The sequence below is a fragment of the Bradyrhizobium sp. IAR9 genome (assembly GCF_013408065.1).
Lineage (GTDB): Bacteria > Pseudomonadota > Alphaproteobacteria > Rhizobiales > Xanthobacteraceae > Bradyrhizobium.
The window spans coordinates 336,657-351,120 of record NZ_JACBZW010000006.1 but is presented as its reverse complement, the minus strand read 5'-3'; the positions used below and the strand labels follow the sequence as shown (position 1 = coordinate 351,120).

The following is a 14,464-nucleotide window of genomic DNA, read 5'->3' as shown; positions in this document are numbered from 1 at the left end:
ACGATGTCGTTCAAGAAACTCCTGATCGCCAATCGCGGCGAGATCGCCATCCGCATCGCGCGCGCGGCGGCCGATGCCGGCATCGCGACCGTTGCGATCCAACCCATTGATGATGCGCTGTCGCTGCACGTGCGCGTGGCCGACGAGGCGGTCGAAATCCCCGGCCGCGGCGCCCGGGCCTATCTCGACATCGATGCGGTGGTGACGGCGGCGAAAAGCGTCGGGTGCGATGCCGTGCATCCCGGCTACGGCTTCCTCAGCGAGAACGCCGCATTCGCCGAGGCGTGCGCGGACGTGGGCCTCACCTTCGTCGGGCCGAAGCCGGCGGCGCTCGAATTGTTCGGCGACAAGGTCGCGGCGCGGCAACTGGCAAAGCGTTGCGGCGTGCCGATCATTGCCGGCACCAGCGGGCCGTCCTCGTTGGAGGAGATCACGGCGTTCTTCGCTTCGCTCGGCAGCCATGCTGCGATCGTGATCAAGGCCATGGCCGGCGGCGGTGGGCGCGGCATGCGCGTGGTCGAGAACGCGGCCGATCTCGCGGAAGCCTATGCACGCTGCCAGTCCGAGGCCAAGGCGGCCTTCGGCTTCGACGGCGTCTATGCCGAGCGGCTGATCCGGCAGGCGCGCCATATCGAGGTGCAGATCATCGGCGATCGTCACGGCGCGATCTCTCATCTCTGGGAGCGTGAATGCACCATCCAGCGCCGGCACCAGAAGCTGATCGAGGTGGCGCCGAGCCCGTCGCTGAGTGATCCCTTGCGCGGCCGCATCATCGAGGCGGCCAAGCAACTTGCGGCGGCGGCGGCTTACGACAATCTCGGCACGTTCGAGTTCCTGGTCGACGGCACGGCCGAGGACAGTTTTGCCTTCATCGAGGCCAATCCGCGGCTGCAGGTCGAGCACACCGTCACCGAAGAAGTGCTCGGGCTCGACCTCGTCCGCGCCCAGCTCGCGGTCGCGGCGGGCAGCACGCTCGCCTCGCTCGACCTTGCGCAGGGATCGATCCCGAAGCCGCGCGGCCATGCCATGCAGCTCCGCGTCAACATGGAAACGCTGGACGAGACGGGCGCGACGCATCCGACCGGCGGCGTGCTCGCCGTTTTCGAACCCCCGTCAGGCCCCGGAGTTCGTGTCGATAGTTTTGGTTACGCCGGCTACAAGACCAGCGCGGCCTTTGACTCGCTACTCGCAAAAGTCATCGTGCATACGCCGGGCGAAGCCTGGCATGATGTGGTCGCGAAGGCATCGCGTGCCCTGCGCGAGTTCCGGATCGACGGCGTGGTCACCAACATCGCCTTCCTCCAGGCGGTGCTGGCGCATCCTGATTTCAGGACCAACCACATCGCGACCGATTTCATCGATCGTAATATCGCAAAGCTCGTCGATGCCGCCGATGGCGCGGCCAAGCCGCTTTACTTTGCGCCAACCGAAGGAAGTGGCGTTCACGGTGCCGAGACGCACGTCGCGCAAGTGGTGCCTGAAGGCACGGTGATGGTCGCCGCACCGTTGCAGGGGACCATCGTCACCATTCAGGTGAAGGAGGGCGAGATCGTGCGCCCCGGCCAGCAGCTCGCCGTGATCGAGTCCATGAAGATGGAGCATCTGGTGATGGCCGAGCAGGGCGGCCGGATCATGACGCTCGTTGCCAGTGATGGCGCCACGCTGATGCATGGCGAGGCAATCCTCTATCTGGAGCCGCTCGACGTTGCGGCCGACAGCACAGCGGCGGAAGCCGACATCGATCTCGACCACGTCCGCCCCGACCTCGCCGAGCTGATCGCCCGCCAGGCCAACACGCTGGATGGGAATCGCCCCGCCTCGGTCGAGCGCCGCCGCAACACCAACCAGCGCACCGCGCGCGAGAACGTCGCCCAGCTCGTCGACGACGGTTCGTTCATGGAATATGGCAGCCTCGCCATCGCGGCGCAGCGCCGCCGGCGCAAACTCGACGATCTCATCAAGAACACGCCGGCCGACGGCCTCGTCATGGGCGTCGCCACGGTGAATGGCGAGAAGTTCGGACCCGAGGGCGCGCGCTGCATCGTTGTGGCCTATGACTACACCGTGCTCGCGGGCACGCAGGGCCACATGAACCACAAGAAGATCGACCGCATGCTGACCCTTGCGGAAGACTGGCGCGTGCCGCTGGTGTTCTATGCCGAAGGCGGCGGCGGCCGGCCCGGCGACACCGACCGGCTCGGTATGACCGGGCTCGACGGTCCGTCCTTCGTGCAATTCGCAAGGCTCTCCGGCCTCGTGCCCGTGATTGGTGTCGTCTCCGGCTATTGCTTCGCCGGCAACGCCGCGATGCTTGGCTGCTGCGACGTGATCATCGCCACCAAGAACGCCTCGATCGGAATGGGCGGCCCTGCGATGATCGAAGGCGGCGGTCTCGGCGTCTATCATCCGGCCGAGGTCGGCCCGGTCTCGTTCCAGTCGCCGAACGGCGTCATCGACATCCTCGTCGAAGACGAGGAGGAGGCGACATCCGTCGCGCAAAAGTATCTGTCCTATTTCCAGGGCGCGGTGACGGAGTGGGAGGCCGCCGACCAGCGCCTGCTCCGACGCGCCATCCCCGAGAACCGGCTGCGCGTCTACGACATCCGCAGCGTCATCGATCTCGTCGCCGACAAGGATTCCGTGCTGGAGCTGCGCCGCGACTACGGCGTCGGCATGATCACCGCGCTGATCCGCATCGAAGGAAAGCCGTTCGGCCTGATCGCCAACAATCCGCGCCATCTCGGCGGCGCGATCGATGCCGATGCCGGCGATAAGGCTGCCCGCTTCCTCCAGCTCTGCGACGCGTTCGACCTGCCCGTCGTTTCGCTCTGCGACACGCCCGGCTTCATGGTCGGCCCGGAAGCCGAGAAGACCGCGATCGTGCGTCACGTCTCGCGCATGTTCGTGACGGGCGCGAGCCTCACTGTGCCGCTGTTCGGCATCGTGCTGCGCAAGGGCTACGGTCTCGGCGCGCAGTCGATGATCGGCGGCGGCTTCCACGCCTCGTTCTTCACCGCGGCCTGGCCGACCGGCGAATTCGGCGGCATGGGCCTGGAGGGCTACGTCCGCCTCGGCTTCCGCAAGGAGATGGAGGCGATCACTGATCCCGAGGAGCGCGAGACCTATTACCGCAACAAGGTCGCCGAGCTCTATGCCAACGGCAAGGCGGTCTCGATCGCATCGGTGTTCGAGATCGACAACGTCATCGATCCCGCCGAGACGCGCCGCTGGATCATGGCCGGCCTGCGCTCGGTGCCGAAGCCGGCGGCCAGGGTCGGGAAGAAGCGGCCATGCATCGATACGTGGTGAGGGCGGTGCAGCAATAGCTGAGCCCGTCATTCCGGGGCGCGCGCAGCGCGAACCCGGAATCTCGAGATTCTCGGGTGCGCAAGGGCGCACCCTGGTTCGATGCCTCGCATCGCCCCCGGGATGACGAGAAGAGGCCGCGTGCCTCCAAGCCGTTCCCGGTTCCCGATTGACATCCCCGCCTGTGGTGCCAGACTTTGCACAATAATACAGGGTGGAGACGTCCGCGATGGCCAGCCTGTCGGCCTCGAACCATGTCGCCCGTGTCTTGTCCGTCGCCAATCAATTGGCCGACGTCGATGCCTCCTCGCGCATTGCCGATTCCTGGCGGCGCTGCCTGATCAGCCACAAGCTCGACCCCGCCCGCCAGGGACCGCCGCAGACGCTGACTGAAGCCGAGGTCCGGCATGTCGCCGAACCGATGGAGCAGCTGATCCGGCTGGCGACGCCGGAGCTCGAAGACCTCGCGCGGGTGCTGCGCGAGGCCGGCTATTGCGTCAATCTCGCCGACCCTAGCGCCACGATGCTGTGGAGCCGACTGCCCGGCCCGGCCGATACTGAAATATTCATGCGCTGGAAGGTCTATACCGGCTCGAATTTTTCCGAGGCTTTTGAGGGCACCAACGGGCTCGGCACCGCACTTGCGGAGCAGAAGCCGATTCTGGTGCATCGTGACGAGCATTTTCGCGCGCAGTGGCACATGTTCTCGTGCGCCGTGGCGCCGCTGTTCGACCAGGCCGGTCGCCTCGCCGGTGCCGTGAACATCACCTCATGCCGCGAGGATCTCGAGCGCGCCGCGCATCAGCTCGCGCTCGCGGTGACGATGGAGGCGACGCGGCGCATGGAGGGTGCGATCTTCCGCGGTCATTTCCGCAACGCCTGGATCGCGACTGTGCCGGGCGACGGCGGCAGCGGTCTGCTCGCCTATGACGACGATCGCCGCATCGTCGGCGCCTGCCGTTCGGCGCGCGCACTGCTGGGTCTCACCGACGGCCTGATCGCATCCGGCATCGATCTGTCGCGCTACGTCAAGTTCGATCATCATGCCGGCCGCGGCGCGGACGAGACGGTCGAGTTGCGCCGCGCCGATGGCAGTGCGTTAGGGCGAGGGCATGTTGCGCCGCCGCTGCGGGCGAGATCATCGGCGCGCCCGCTCGCACCGCGCCGCGATGCACCTGTCGATCGCTTCGATGCCCTGCATCGGCTCGCCGGCCGCGATCCCGGGCTGATCAGAAGCGTGAAGCGGCTCCGAAGCATCGGCGATCACAATCTGCCGGTGCTGCTCCATGGCGAGACCGGCGTCGGCAAGGATGTGTTCGCGCGCGCCATTCACGCCGCCAGCAACCGCGCGCGCAGCAATTATGTGGCGCTGAACTGCGCGGCGATGCCGGAGAGCCTGATCGACGCCGAGCTGTTCGGCTACGAGGCCGGCGCCTTCACCGGCGCGCGGCGCGACGGCTCGAAGGGCCTGATCGTGCAGGCCGACGGCGGCACGCTGTTCCTCGACGAAATCGGCGATATGCCGATCGCGCTGCAGACTCGCTTGTTGCGCGTGCTGGAAAACCGCGAGGTCTGGCCGCTTGGCGCGCTCAAGCCTGTGGCCGTCGACATCCGCCTCATCAGCGCCACCCACCGCGATCTCGGCCGCATGGCCGAAGAAGGCGGCTTCCGCGCCGACCTCTATTTCCGCCTGCGCGGCATGGAGGTGCGGCTACCGGCGCTCCGCGAGCGCGCCGACCGCGACGACATCGTCCGCCAGATCGCACGCGAGGAGGCGCCGGACTGCCGCCTGTCGGACGAGGCTTGGGCGCTGCTTGCGGCCTATTCCTATCCCGGCAACATGCGCCAGCTCCGCCACGTGCTGCGGCTCGCCGGCTGCACGGCGGAGAACGGGGTCATCACCGAGGCGGATCTGGATCTGCCGCCGTTCGGAGGGAGGGCGGCGGAGCCTGATCTTGCAGCGGCCGAACGCGCCACGGTCGTGGAAGCCTTGCGCCAGCATGGCGGCCGCGTGACGGCGGCGGCCCGCGCGCTGAAGCTCAGCCGCGCCACGCTGTATCGCAAGATCAAGCAGCTGAAGATCGAGACGGCGCAGTAGGGATCAGCTGCACGTGGCGCGCGTTCTCCGCTGGCTCGGAATCGTAGGGTGGGCAAAGGCGCGCTTGCGCCGTGCCCACCATCTCTAACCGAATGTTGCAGTACGTGGGCACGCTTCGCTTTGCCCACCCTACGATACTGTATTCGCAGCGAGAGTGACGATTAAGAAAAATCCGTCCAGCTCAGATGCCGTGAATCGAGGTCGCCGACCGTCACCGTTTCGCGCATCTCATGCGGCGTGTGAAAACTGCTGCGCAAGTACACCAGCGGCCCGGCCGCATCCGAATGCGAGACGCCGCGCACCTCGCCGACGAAGATCGAATGCGTCCTGGTCTCGAACTCCTGGGCCAGCACGCAGTCGAACGCGGCCACCGCATCCGTCAGCACCGGCGCTCCAGTCGCGCCGCGCGTCCATTGCCCGAACGCAAAACGGTCGTCGCCGTTGACGCCCTTCTGGCCGCTGAAGGTCAGCGCGAGCAGGGCGTGGTCCTCGTGCAGGAAGTTGATCGCGAACGCGCCTTCCTCGCGGATGCGCGCATGTGCGCTGGCGTTGCGGTTGACGCAGACGATCAGCGAGGGCGGGCTATCCGACAGCGAGCAGGCCGAGGTCACCGTCAATCCCGTGCGCTTGCCGTGCTCGGCGCCGACCGTGACCAGCGCGACAGCGCCGGCACATTGGCGCATCGCCTGCTTGAAATCCTTTGCGTCGAGAGGATTGGCGTCGACCGTCACGCGGAAATCTCCGAAAACAGAAGCGGGTGCGACACGATCGCGCCGCACCCGCTGAGCGTCAAGCCGCCTTCTTCGCGGAGCCGAGATGCGCAAGGCGCGGCATCACCTCGTTCTTCAGCAGCGAGAGCGAGTGGTGCCAGGCTTCCGCCTTGTGCTTGTAGTCGAAGCCGAACACCAGCAGCACGCCGAAGCCGCCGACCTCGTCGTAGATCTTCTCGATCTTCTCGGCGACGGTCGCGGGCGAGCCGACGATCCAGTTCCGCTTGGCGCAATATTCGACCGTGACGTCGCTGTCGGGGACATCAGGGGCGTGCTTGAGATAATCCTTGAAGCCGAAATGGCCGAGCAGCGGCAGGAAGTACTCGCTCATCATCCGGCCCATCATGTCGCCGGTCGAGAGCTTCCAGGCTTCCTCGTCGGTGTCGGCGACGAACACCTCGCGCACCAGGCGCCAGTCCTGCCGGTTCGGCTTGCGCCCGGTCTTGGCGGCGCCGATCTCGACCGAGTCCCAATGGCTGGAGACATAGGCCGGGTTGAGGTTGAGGCTCATCGGGATGAAGCCGCGCTCGCCGGCGAGCTTCAGCGTGTCCGAGTTCTTCGACAGCCCGGCAACGCCGATCGGCGGATGCGGCGCCTGCAACGGCTTGATGTGGGGCTTGAGGAAGTCGAACATCGTGTCCGGCTTGGTCACCGTCCAGAATTTGCCCTTGTGAGTAAAGGGTGCCGGCTCGGTCCACAGCTTCAGGATGATCTCCAGCGCCTCGCGGGTCATGTCGCGGTTCTGCCCGCTCATGCCGTCAACGTTGAACATCGCCCAGTCGCTCGGTAGCCCCGAAGCTGCGACGCCGAAATTGAGCCGGCCCTCGGAGAGATGGTCGAGCATCGCGACGCGGTTGGCGAGCTCGGCCGGATGGTGATAGGGCAGCAGGAAGCCGCCGGGTCCGATGCGCAGCTTTTTGGTCTGCATCAGGGCCTGCGCGATCAGGAGGTCCGGCGTGGGATTGGGTTCCCAGGGCGCGGTGTGGTGCTCGCCGACCCAGGCTTCCTGATAGCCGAGCTCGTCGAGCCAGCGCATGACCTGCAGGTCCCAGTCGTTCCCTTCCTTCAGGCCGCACTCCGGCGGATGCGAAGGCATCGTGAAATAGCCGATCTCCATGGGTTTCCTCATCTGATGTTGACGCGTCTTGTCGCGCGTTGACGAAGTTGAGCGCCGAAGCTTCAGCAAGCGCTGTGCCAGCACGGCGGAGCCTCGAATTGCGGAGAAAGGGCTGGTTTGCCCGCGCAATAGCCGGTATCTCGGCACAGACTTGCAAGACGTCGTCTCACTGTCGCGAGACGGCGTCCCAGCCGTGAGACGAGGACAGTTTCGCATGACCGAACCCGCTTATGTCGCGGTGGACTGGGGCACCAGCAGCTTCCGGCTGTGGCTGGTCGATCGTGCCGGCCAGGTACTGACTGAGCGCCGCAGCGGCGAGGGCATGCTCGCCGCGGCGAAGACCGGCTTTCCCGCCGTGCTGCAATCGCATCTTGCCGCGGTCGAGGCGCCGGATCATCTGCCGGTTCTCGTCTGCGGCATGGCCGGCGCCAGGAACGGCTGGGTCGAAGCCGGCTATGTCGACACGCCGGCGCCGCTGGCCGCCATCCTGAAACAGGCCGTGCGCGTCCCCGGCGAAGCGCGCGACATCCGCATCCTGCCCGGCATCGCGCAGCGCGAGACAAAAGCGCCGGACGTGATGCGCGGCGAGGAAACGCAGCTGCTCGGCGCGCTCGGCCTCAAGGCCGCGGGCGAGGCGTTGGTCTGCATGCCCGGCACGCATTCGAAATGGGTGCGCGTGAAGGACGGCGTGGTCGAACGCTTCTCCACCTTCATGACAGGCGAGCTGTTCAGCGCCGTCTCGCGCGAGACCATCCTGTCGCTCGCGGTCGCCGGCGCCGACGAGGCCGAGGATGTCGCGAGCTTCAAGGCGGCGGTGAAAGCCGCGTATGAGGCGCCCGCCTTTGTCGCCAATCACTTGTTCGGCGCGCGCTCGCGCCAGCTGCTGTTCGGCGGCACGCCGGCCGCGGCGCGCGAGACGCTGTCGGGCACGTTGATCGGCGCCGAGCTGGCGGCGGGGCTCTCCGGCCCCGTTCCCCAAGCGGGCGTCGAGCTGATTGCATCGGGGCGGCTTGCGATGCTGTACCGGCTGGCGTTCGAGGCGCTGTCGGTCAACGCAATTCCGGTCGACGCGGATGAGGCCGTCCGCCGCGGCCTGTCGATGGCGGCTGCCGCGATCTGGACGAAGCAGAAGGACTTTTGAGATGAGCGTTCCCTTTCCGCCGATGAAGCGGCCGCTGGTTGCGATCCTGCGCGGCGTCAAGCCGGAGGAGACCGAGGCGATCGTCGCCGTGCTGATCGAGGCCGGCATGACCGCGATCGAAATTCCCCTGAACTCGCCCGATCCGTTCCGCTCCATCGCAACGGCCGTGAAGCAGGCGCCTTCAGGCGTGCTGATCGGCGCCGGCACGGTGCTGACCACCGCGGATGTCGATCGTCTCAACGACGTCGGCGGCAGGCTGATGGTCTCGCCGAATGTGGACACGCAGGTGCTCGCGCGTGCGCATCAGCACGGCATGGTGACCTTGCCTGGCGTGTTCTCGCCGACCGAGGCGCTGCTCGCGGCGCGCTCGGGCGCATCGGGCCTGAAATTCTTTCCGGCCAACGTGCTCGGCGCATCCGGCATTGCAGCGATCCGCGCCGTGCTGCCGCCAGGCGTCATGATCGCCGCGGTCGGCGGCGTCTCCGATCAGAATTTTGCGGAGTACATCGGGGGCGGCGTCACCGCCTTCGGGCTCGGCTCCAGCCTCTACAAGCCCGGCATGAGCGCGGCCGATGTCGCAGGCCGAGCGAAGGCAACGATCGCGGCTTACGATCGGGCAATTCAGAAAGATTGAACGGACAATAAACTAGCCGTGATCCTGACATGGCCTATTGTGCCACATAGTGTCGCGATGCTGACGTTTTGCGCATCGTATTATGTGACTGGCTGAATCAGGAGACCGACATGGCGATCAACAACGTGGCCGATCTGTTCGTGGCAACGCTCGAGCAGGCCGGCGTCAAGCGCATCTACGGTATCGTCGGCGACAGCTTGAACGCCTTGACCGAATCGCTGCGCCGCCGCGGCACGATCGAATGGATCCATGTCCGCCACGAGGAGGTCGCCGCGTTCGCCGCCGCCGGCGAAGCCGAGATGACCGGAAGCCTTGCGGTGTGCGCGGGCTCCTGCGGTCCCGGCAATCTGCATCTGATCAACGGCCTGTTCGACGCGCATCGCAGCCGCGTTCCCGTGCTGGCGATCGCGGCGCAGATCCCGACCGCCGAGATCGGCGGCGGTTATTTCCAGGAGACCCATCCGCAAAACCTGTTCCGTGAGTGCAGCCATTATTGCGAGCTGGTGTCCGACCCGAGCCAGCTTCCTTACGTGCTGGAGAATGCCATCCGCGCGGCGGTGGGCCTGCGCGGCGTCGCCGTCGTCGCCATGCCCGGCGACGTCGCATTCCGTAGCCCGCCCAAGCGCGCGCTGTCGACGACGCGCGGACTCGCGCTGTCGGCGCCGAAGGTGGTGCCGCAGGCCGATGAGCTGCAGGCGCTCGCCGAACTCCTCAACGGCACCGAGCGCGTCACCCTGTTCTGCGGCCGCGGCTGCGCCGGCGCGCATGCGCCCCTGATGCAGCTCGCCGAAGCGCTGAAGAGTCCGATCGTGCATGCGCTCGGCGGCAAGGAGCATGTCGAGTACGACAATCCCTATGACGTCGGCATGACCGGCTTCATCGGCTTCTCCTCGGGCTATGCGGCCATGCACGCCTGCGACGCCCTGGTGATGCTCGGCACCGATTTTCCCTACAAGCAATTCTTTCCGACCGATGCGAAGATCGCGCAGGTCGACATCCGCCCGGAAAATCTGGGACGACGCTGCAAGATCGATCTCGGCCTCGTCGGCGACGTCAAGCTGACCATCGAGGCGCTGCTGCCCTTGCTGAAGGCAAAGACGCAGCGCAAGCATCTCGACGACGCCGTCGCGCACTACAAGAAGGCGCGCGAGGGCCTGGATTCGCTGGCCAAAGGCACGCCGGGAAGCAAGCCGATCCACCCGCAATATCTCGCAAAAGTCATCAGCGACCACGCATCCGACGATGCGGTCTTCACCGCCGATGTCGGCACGCCCACGGTGTGGGCCGCGCGCTATCTCGACATGAACGGCCGCCGCCGGCTGGTCGGCTCCTTCGTGCACGGCTCGATGGCCAACGCCATGCCGCAGGCGATCGGTGCGCAGGCCGCCCAGCCCGGCCGCCAGGTGATCTCGCTGTCGGGCGACGGCGGTTTCTCCATGCTGATGGGCGATCTCATCACGCTGACGCAAATGAAGCTACCGGTGAAGGTCGTGATCTTCAACAACGGCGTGCTCGGCTTCGTCGCGCTGGAGATGAAGGCGGCGGGTTTCGTCGACACCAATGTCGACCTGGAGAATCCCGATTTCGCGGCGATGGCGCGCGCAATGGGCATCTTCGCCAAACGCGTCGAGGACCCCGGCGAGCTTCCGGGCGCGGCGAAGGAGATGCTGGCCCATAACGGCCCGGCGCTGCTCGACGTCGTCACCGCCAAGCAGGAGCTGTCGATGCCGCCGACCATCACGCCCGAACAGATCAAGGGTTTCAGCCTCTGGGTTCTGCGCGCGGTGATGAACGGCCGCGGCGACGAGGTGCTCGATCTCGCGAAGACGAACCTATTGCCGCGTTAGCCCCGCTTCACCGAAGGCGCGGGCAGTCGCTCGTGGCGGTTCTGGAAGCGTTGCCAGTGCATCACTGAGCCGATCAGCAGGGCCGGCACGAAGCCGAGCACGATCAGGAAGTGCGGCAGCTCCTTCGGCGAGACGAAGGCGATGGCGATGTCCGAGATCAGCCAGAGCGCCGCGAACATCACCGCAAAGTCCGTTCGCGGGCAGCGCAGGTAGTAGAACACGGCGGTGATGACGATCGCGGGTCCGATCGCCACGCCGATCATGATCGCGGTCAGCTCCTTCGGCGTCAACGCGTCGAGCATCATCGAGGCCAGCAGCCAGAGTGCGGCGAACATGGCGACGATGTCGAGCGGATGCCGCAATCCAATACCTCTCGCGGGGACGTGCTATCGTTGTGGCCGGGGCTGCGGCCGTCAAGTCAAAATGCGCTTATTCCTCGTCACTTCCGGGCGTCGGGCGCAGCATGAAATGGCCGAAGGCGGTGGCGATCGGCTTGTCCGCATCGTCCTGCCAGGCGCGCGCCTCGAAGGCGACGATGCGCCGGCCCTGCTTGACGATCGAAACGTTGGCAAACGTATCGAGCGCACGGCCGGAGCGCAGATAGTTGACGGTGAGCCCGATCGGCTTCGGCGGCGCGGCGGCGCCGAGCTCGCGCGCGACGCCGATGATGGCCGTGGTCTCGAGGAAGGCCCCAGTCATGCCGCCGTGGATCGCGGGCAGGATCGGGTTGCCGATGATTATTGGCGAGAACGGCATCGTTAGCGTGCCGTCGTCATTGACGCGGATGCCGAGCGCGCGCGCGAACGGGCTGCGCGCGAACGGGCCATCCGGATCTTCCGGCGCCTCCAGCACCGGGATGCTGCGCGCATCCATCCTGCGGTCGGCGAGCATGTTGGTGCGGTTGGCGCCGATCATGAAGCAGGCGGTCGCAGTCGCTACCGGATCGTCCTCGGACTCCTGATAGGCGGTGGAGCGCACGAAGGCGATCGAGCGCGTGGTGCGGTAGCACACCGAATGCGCCTTGATGTCGAGGCCCGGCGTCGCCGGCTTCTGATAGTCGATGCGCAGGTCGAGGGTGGCGATCGCGCGCGTGCCGTCGAGCGCAAGTTGCACCGCCATGCCGCAGCTCTCGTCCAGCATCGCGGTGACGACACCGCCATGCAGCACGCCGGTCTCGGTGTCGCCGACGAAGACGGGCCGGTAGGGCAGGCTCGACCAGGCCTCAGCTGGTGCAAAGCGATCGAGCTGGAGCCCGCTGATATGGCCGTAATCGGAGCGGCGGCCCTTGATGGCGTCGGCGAGTTCCTCGAATGGGAGCGTGGTCGGTATGGTGCTCATGGGGACGTTCTAGACCAGTGTCGGGCGCCGCGCAAAACCCCGAATTGGCCTCGACAGAGCGGGCCGAAGCACCGATGGTGGGCGCTCCGTTCGCCGACTAGCCGCAAGGAGCGCCCATGGCCGACCCCGAAACGCCTGCCAACAATCAGGGGCCCGTCACCATTTCGAGCTCCAGCTCGGAGCGGGCGCCGATCATCTATTTCGACGGCGCGTCCTGCTTCGGTCATCACAACGGCGCGATCCAGATCGAGCTCGCCGCGAACCTCCTGATGCCGGTCGGCGCCGCGGTCAGGGTCGACGTGATCCAGACCGCGCACCTGCGCTGCAGCGTGGCCGCCGCGCTGGCGCTGCGCGAAGCCCTCGACAAGGCGCTGGCGATGTACCGGCAGGGCCAGCAGCAGCCGGTGACGGAGGAGATCCCGGCGGTGAAGAATTGAAGCTGGTGGTGCGACTGCGTCGGCCTTCATGGTTCGAGACGCGCCGCAATGCGGCGCTCCTCACCATGAGGGTCTAAGATATCGCTGCGAAATCAGACCTCATCCTGAGGAGCCCGCCAACGGCGGGCGTCTCGAAGGATGGCCGCAAGCGCAAGGCTGAAACAAACAGCCAAGCCTCAGCCTACATGCACCTTCGGCTTCTTGCCGCCGTTCCACTTGCCGTCGAGCGCGCGCTCGATCTGGGCGGCGAGTTGCAGCAGCAGGCCGTCATTGGCCTGCTTGGCGATGGCCTGGATGCCCAGCGGCAGGCCGTGGTCTTGCGTCGCCATCGGCATCGAGATCGCCGGCATGCCGCAGAGATTGGCCAGCGGCGTGAAGGCGAAGAAGCGCCAGAGATTGTCGAACCAGTCGCGCACATCAGGATTATCGGAAATGGTGAGATATTCCCTGGTGCCGACCTTCGGTGTCGGCAGCGCCGTGATCGGCGTCAGGATCACGTCCCACTGCTCGAAGAAGGCGCCGAAGCCGCGCGATGTGGTGTTGAATACGCCCTGCATCTTGGCACGCTCGGCGAAACTGGTGTGCCGGCCGGCTTCCCAGATCCGGATGTTCATCGGCTCGATCAGATCTTCCGGCGGCTTTTCCAGCCCGCGGGCGGCGAGCATGTTGGAGATCACCACGGCGAAATTCGAAATGTAGCAGGTGGTCTGCGCCTCGAATGCAGCGGGAAGGTCGATCTCCGGCAGCGCATAGTCGACGTGATGGCCGAGGCCTTCGAGGAAGCGTCCGGCCTTCTCCAACTCGGCTGCGATCTCGGGCGTCGCGGTGTAGTTGCCCCATGTATGGGACAACGCGATGCGCAGCTTCGAGGGATCGCGCTTGATCATCTCGGAATAAGGCTGCGCCGTGGTCCAGAACGGCATGAACTCGCCGGGCGCGGGCCCCCGCGCATGATCGACGAAGGCGGCGGTGTCGCGCACGCTGCGCGACTGGCAGCCCTGGATCGAGACGAGGCCGGTGAGGTCGGACATGTGCGGGGCCAGCGAGAACACGCCGCGCGAGACTTTCAGCCCGATATTGCCGTTGACGCCGGCGGGAATGCGGATCGAGCCGCCGCCGTCGGTCGCATGCGCGATCGGCACCACGCCCGCCGCGACCATCGCGGCGCTGCCTGCCGAGGAGCCGCAGGTGGTGTAGTCGGTATTCCAGGGATTGCGGGTGACGTAGACTGCGGGATTATCGGCCGAGGAGCACACGCCGAACTCCGGCGTCGTGGTGCGCCCGATCAAATTGAGCCCGGCCTGGCGGAATTTACCGGTGAGGAACGTATCGGCCGCGGCGCGATTGCCGCGCATCAGCAGCGAGCCCATTTCCTGCAGCCGGCCCTTCATGGTCGGCCCGAGGTCCTTCATCAGGAACGGCAGGCCGGCGAACGGACCTGCGAGATTGGCGCCGTCCTTGGCCGGATCGGCGATCACGTCCTCGAACAGCTCGACCACGCCCGACAGCGCCGGATTGACCTTGGCGACACCCGCGGCAGCCTGGCGCGCCAGCTCCTTTGCCGTCAGCTCGCCCTTGCGGACACGCCCCGCCAGCGCGATGCCATCGTGCTGCGCCCATTCCGTCCAGCTCATCGGCAACGTCATGAAGTCCTGATCTCCTTAAGATGCGGCGCCACCTTTTTCGCAAGGGACCGCTTGAATCAACTGAGCCGGCACGAGGGGCAGGGTTGCACGGGGCGGAGAGGTCGCAAGGCGGCGTCATCCCAATCCGGCA

General features: G+C 66.3%; 11 protein-coding genes. 6 read left to right on the top strand and 5 right to left on the bottom strand.

The window, feature by feature from the left end:
• Window positions 1-3 precede the first annotated feature (3 nt).
• Together GGD67_RS19125 and GGD67_RS19120 are read left to right on the top strand one after the other, a co-directional pair.
• A complete protein-coding gene (locus tag GGD67_RS19125) occupies window positions 4-3,309 on the top strand; it encodes a carboxyl transferase domain-containing protein (RefSeq protein WP_179735010.1) in 3,306 nt (1,101 codons plus the stop codon).
• 226 nt (window positions 3,310-3,535) lie between these two features.
• Window positions 3,536-5,404: a sigma-54-dependent Fis family transcriptional regulator gene (locus GGD67_RS19120; RefSeq protein WP_179735008.1), complete on the top strand. Its 1,869-nt coding sequence runs from the start codon at window positions 3,536-3,538 to the stop codon at window positions 5,402-5,404.
• A gap of 161 nt (window positions 5,405-5,565) precedes the next feature.
• Here the strand turns inward: GGD67_RS19120 and GGD67_RS19115 are convergent, their stop codons facing one another.
• Both GGD67_RS19115 and GGD67_RS19110 read right to left on the bottom strand, forming a co-directional pair.
• Complete coding sequence (locus GGD67_RS19115) at window positions 5,566-6,135, bottom strand: flavin reductase family protein (protein WP_179735006.1); 570 nt, start codon at window positions 6,133-6,135, stop codon at window positions 5,566-5,568.
• A gap of 58 nt (window positions 6,136-6,193) precedes the next feature.
• Window positions 6,194-7,291: an LLM class flavin-dependent oxidoreductase gene (locus GGD67_RS19110; RefSeq protein WP_092260687.1), complete on the bottom strand. Its 1,098-nt coding sequence runs from the start codon at window positions 7,289-7,291 to the stop codon at window positions 6,194-6,196.
• Window positions 7,292-7,505: 214 nt separating this feature from the next.
• On the opposite strand from GGD67_RS19110, the gene GGD67_RS19105 reads away from it, so the two are divergent.
• The 3 genes from GGD67_RS19105 (at window position 7,506) to poxB (ending at window position 10,913) form a co-directional block, all read left to right on the top strand.
• Window positions 7,506-8,432 carry a 2-dehydro-3-deoxygalactonokinase gene (locus tag GGD67_RS19105; protein WP_179735004.1) on the top strand — a complete coding sequence of 309 codons (927 nt, stop codon included), beginning with the start codon at window positions 7,506-7,508 and terminating at the stop codon, window positions 8,430-8,432.
• A 1-nt stretch (window position 8,433) separates the two neighbouring features.
• Window positions 8,434-9,066 (top strand): 2-dehydro-3-deoxy-6-phosphogalactonate aldolase, encoded by a 633-nt coding sequence (locus GGD67_RS19100; protein WP_179735002.1) that lies wholly within the window; start codon window positions 8,434-8,436, stop codon window positions 9,064-9,066.
• A 110-nt stretch (window positions 9,067-9,176) separates the two neighbouring features.
• Window positions 9,177-10,913, top strand: coding sequence for a ubiquinone-dependent pyruvate dehydrogenase (gene poxB, locus GGD67_RS19095; RefSeq protein WP_179735000.1), 1,737 nt, complete (start codon window positions 9,177-9,179; stop codon window positions 10,911-10,913).
• Here the strand turns inward: poxB and GGD67_RS19090 are convergent.
• Together GGD67_RS19090 and GGD67_RS19085 are read right to left on the bottom strand one after the other, a co-directional pair.
• Window positions 10,910-11,275 carry a hypothetical protein gene (locus GGD67_RS19090; protein WP_179734997.1) on the bottom strand — a complete coding sequence of 122 codons (366 nt, stop codon included), beginning with the start codon at window positions 11,273-11,275 and terminating at the stop codon, window positions 10,910-10,912. The two genes, poxB and GGD67_RS19090, sit on opposite strands and share 4 nt — an antisense overlap.
• Before the next feature lie 67 nt (window positions 11,276-11,342).
• Complete coding sequence (locus GGD67_RS19085) at window positions 11,343-12,251, bottom strand: PaaI family thioesterase (protein WP_179734996.1); 909 nt, start codon at window positions 12,249-12,251, stop codon at window positions 11,343-11,345.
• A gap of 116 nt (window positions 12,252-12,367) precedes the next feature.
• Between GGD67_RS19085 and GGD67_RS19080 the strand changes: the two genes are divergently transcribed.
• Window positions 12,368-12,688: a hypothetical protein gene (locus GGD67_RS19080; RefSeq protein WP_018317261.1), complete on the top strand. Its 321-nt coding sequence runs from the start codon at window positions 12,368-12,370 to the stop codon at window positions 12,686-12,688.
• Window positions 12,689-12,864: 176 nt separating this feature from the next.
• Here the strand turns inward: GGD67_RS19080 and GGD67_RS19075 are convergent, their stop codons facing one another.
• Window positions 12,865-14,334: an amidase gene (locus GGD67_RS19075; RefSeq protein WP_179734994.1), complete on the bottom strand. Its 1,470-nt coding sequence runs from the start codon at window positions 14,332-14,334 to the stop codon at window positions 12,865-12,867.
• Window positions 14,335-14,464 lie beyond the last annotated feature (130 nt).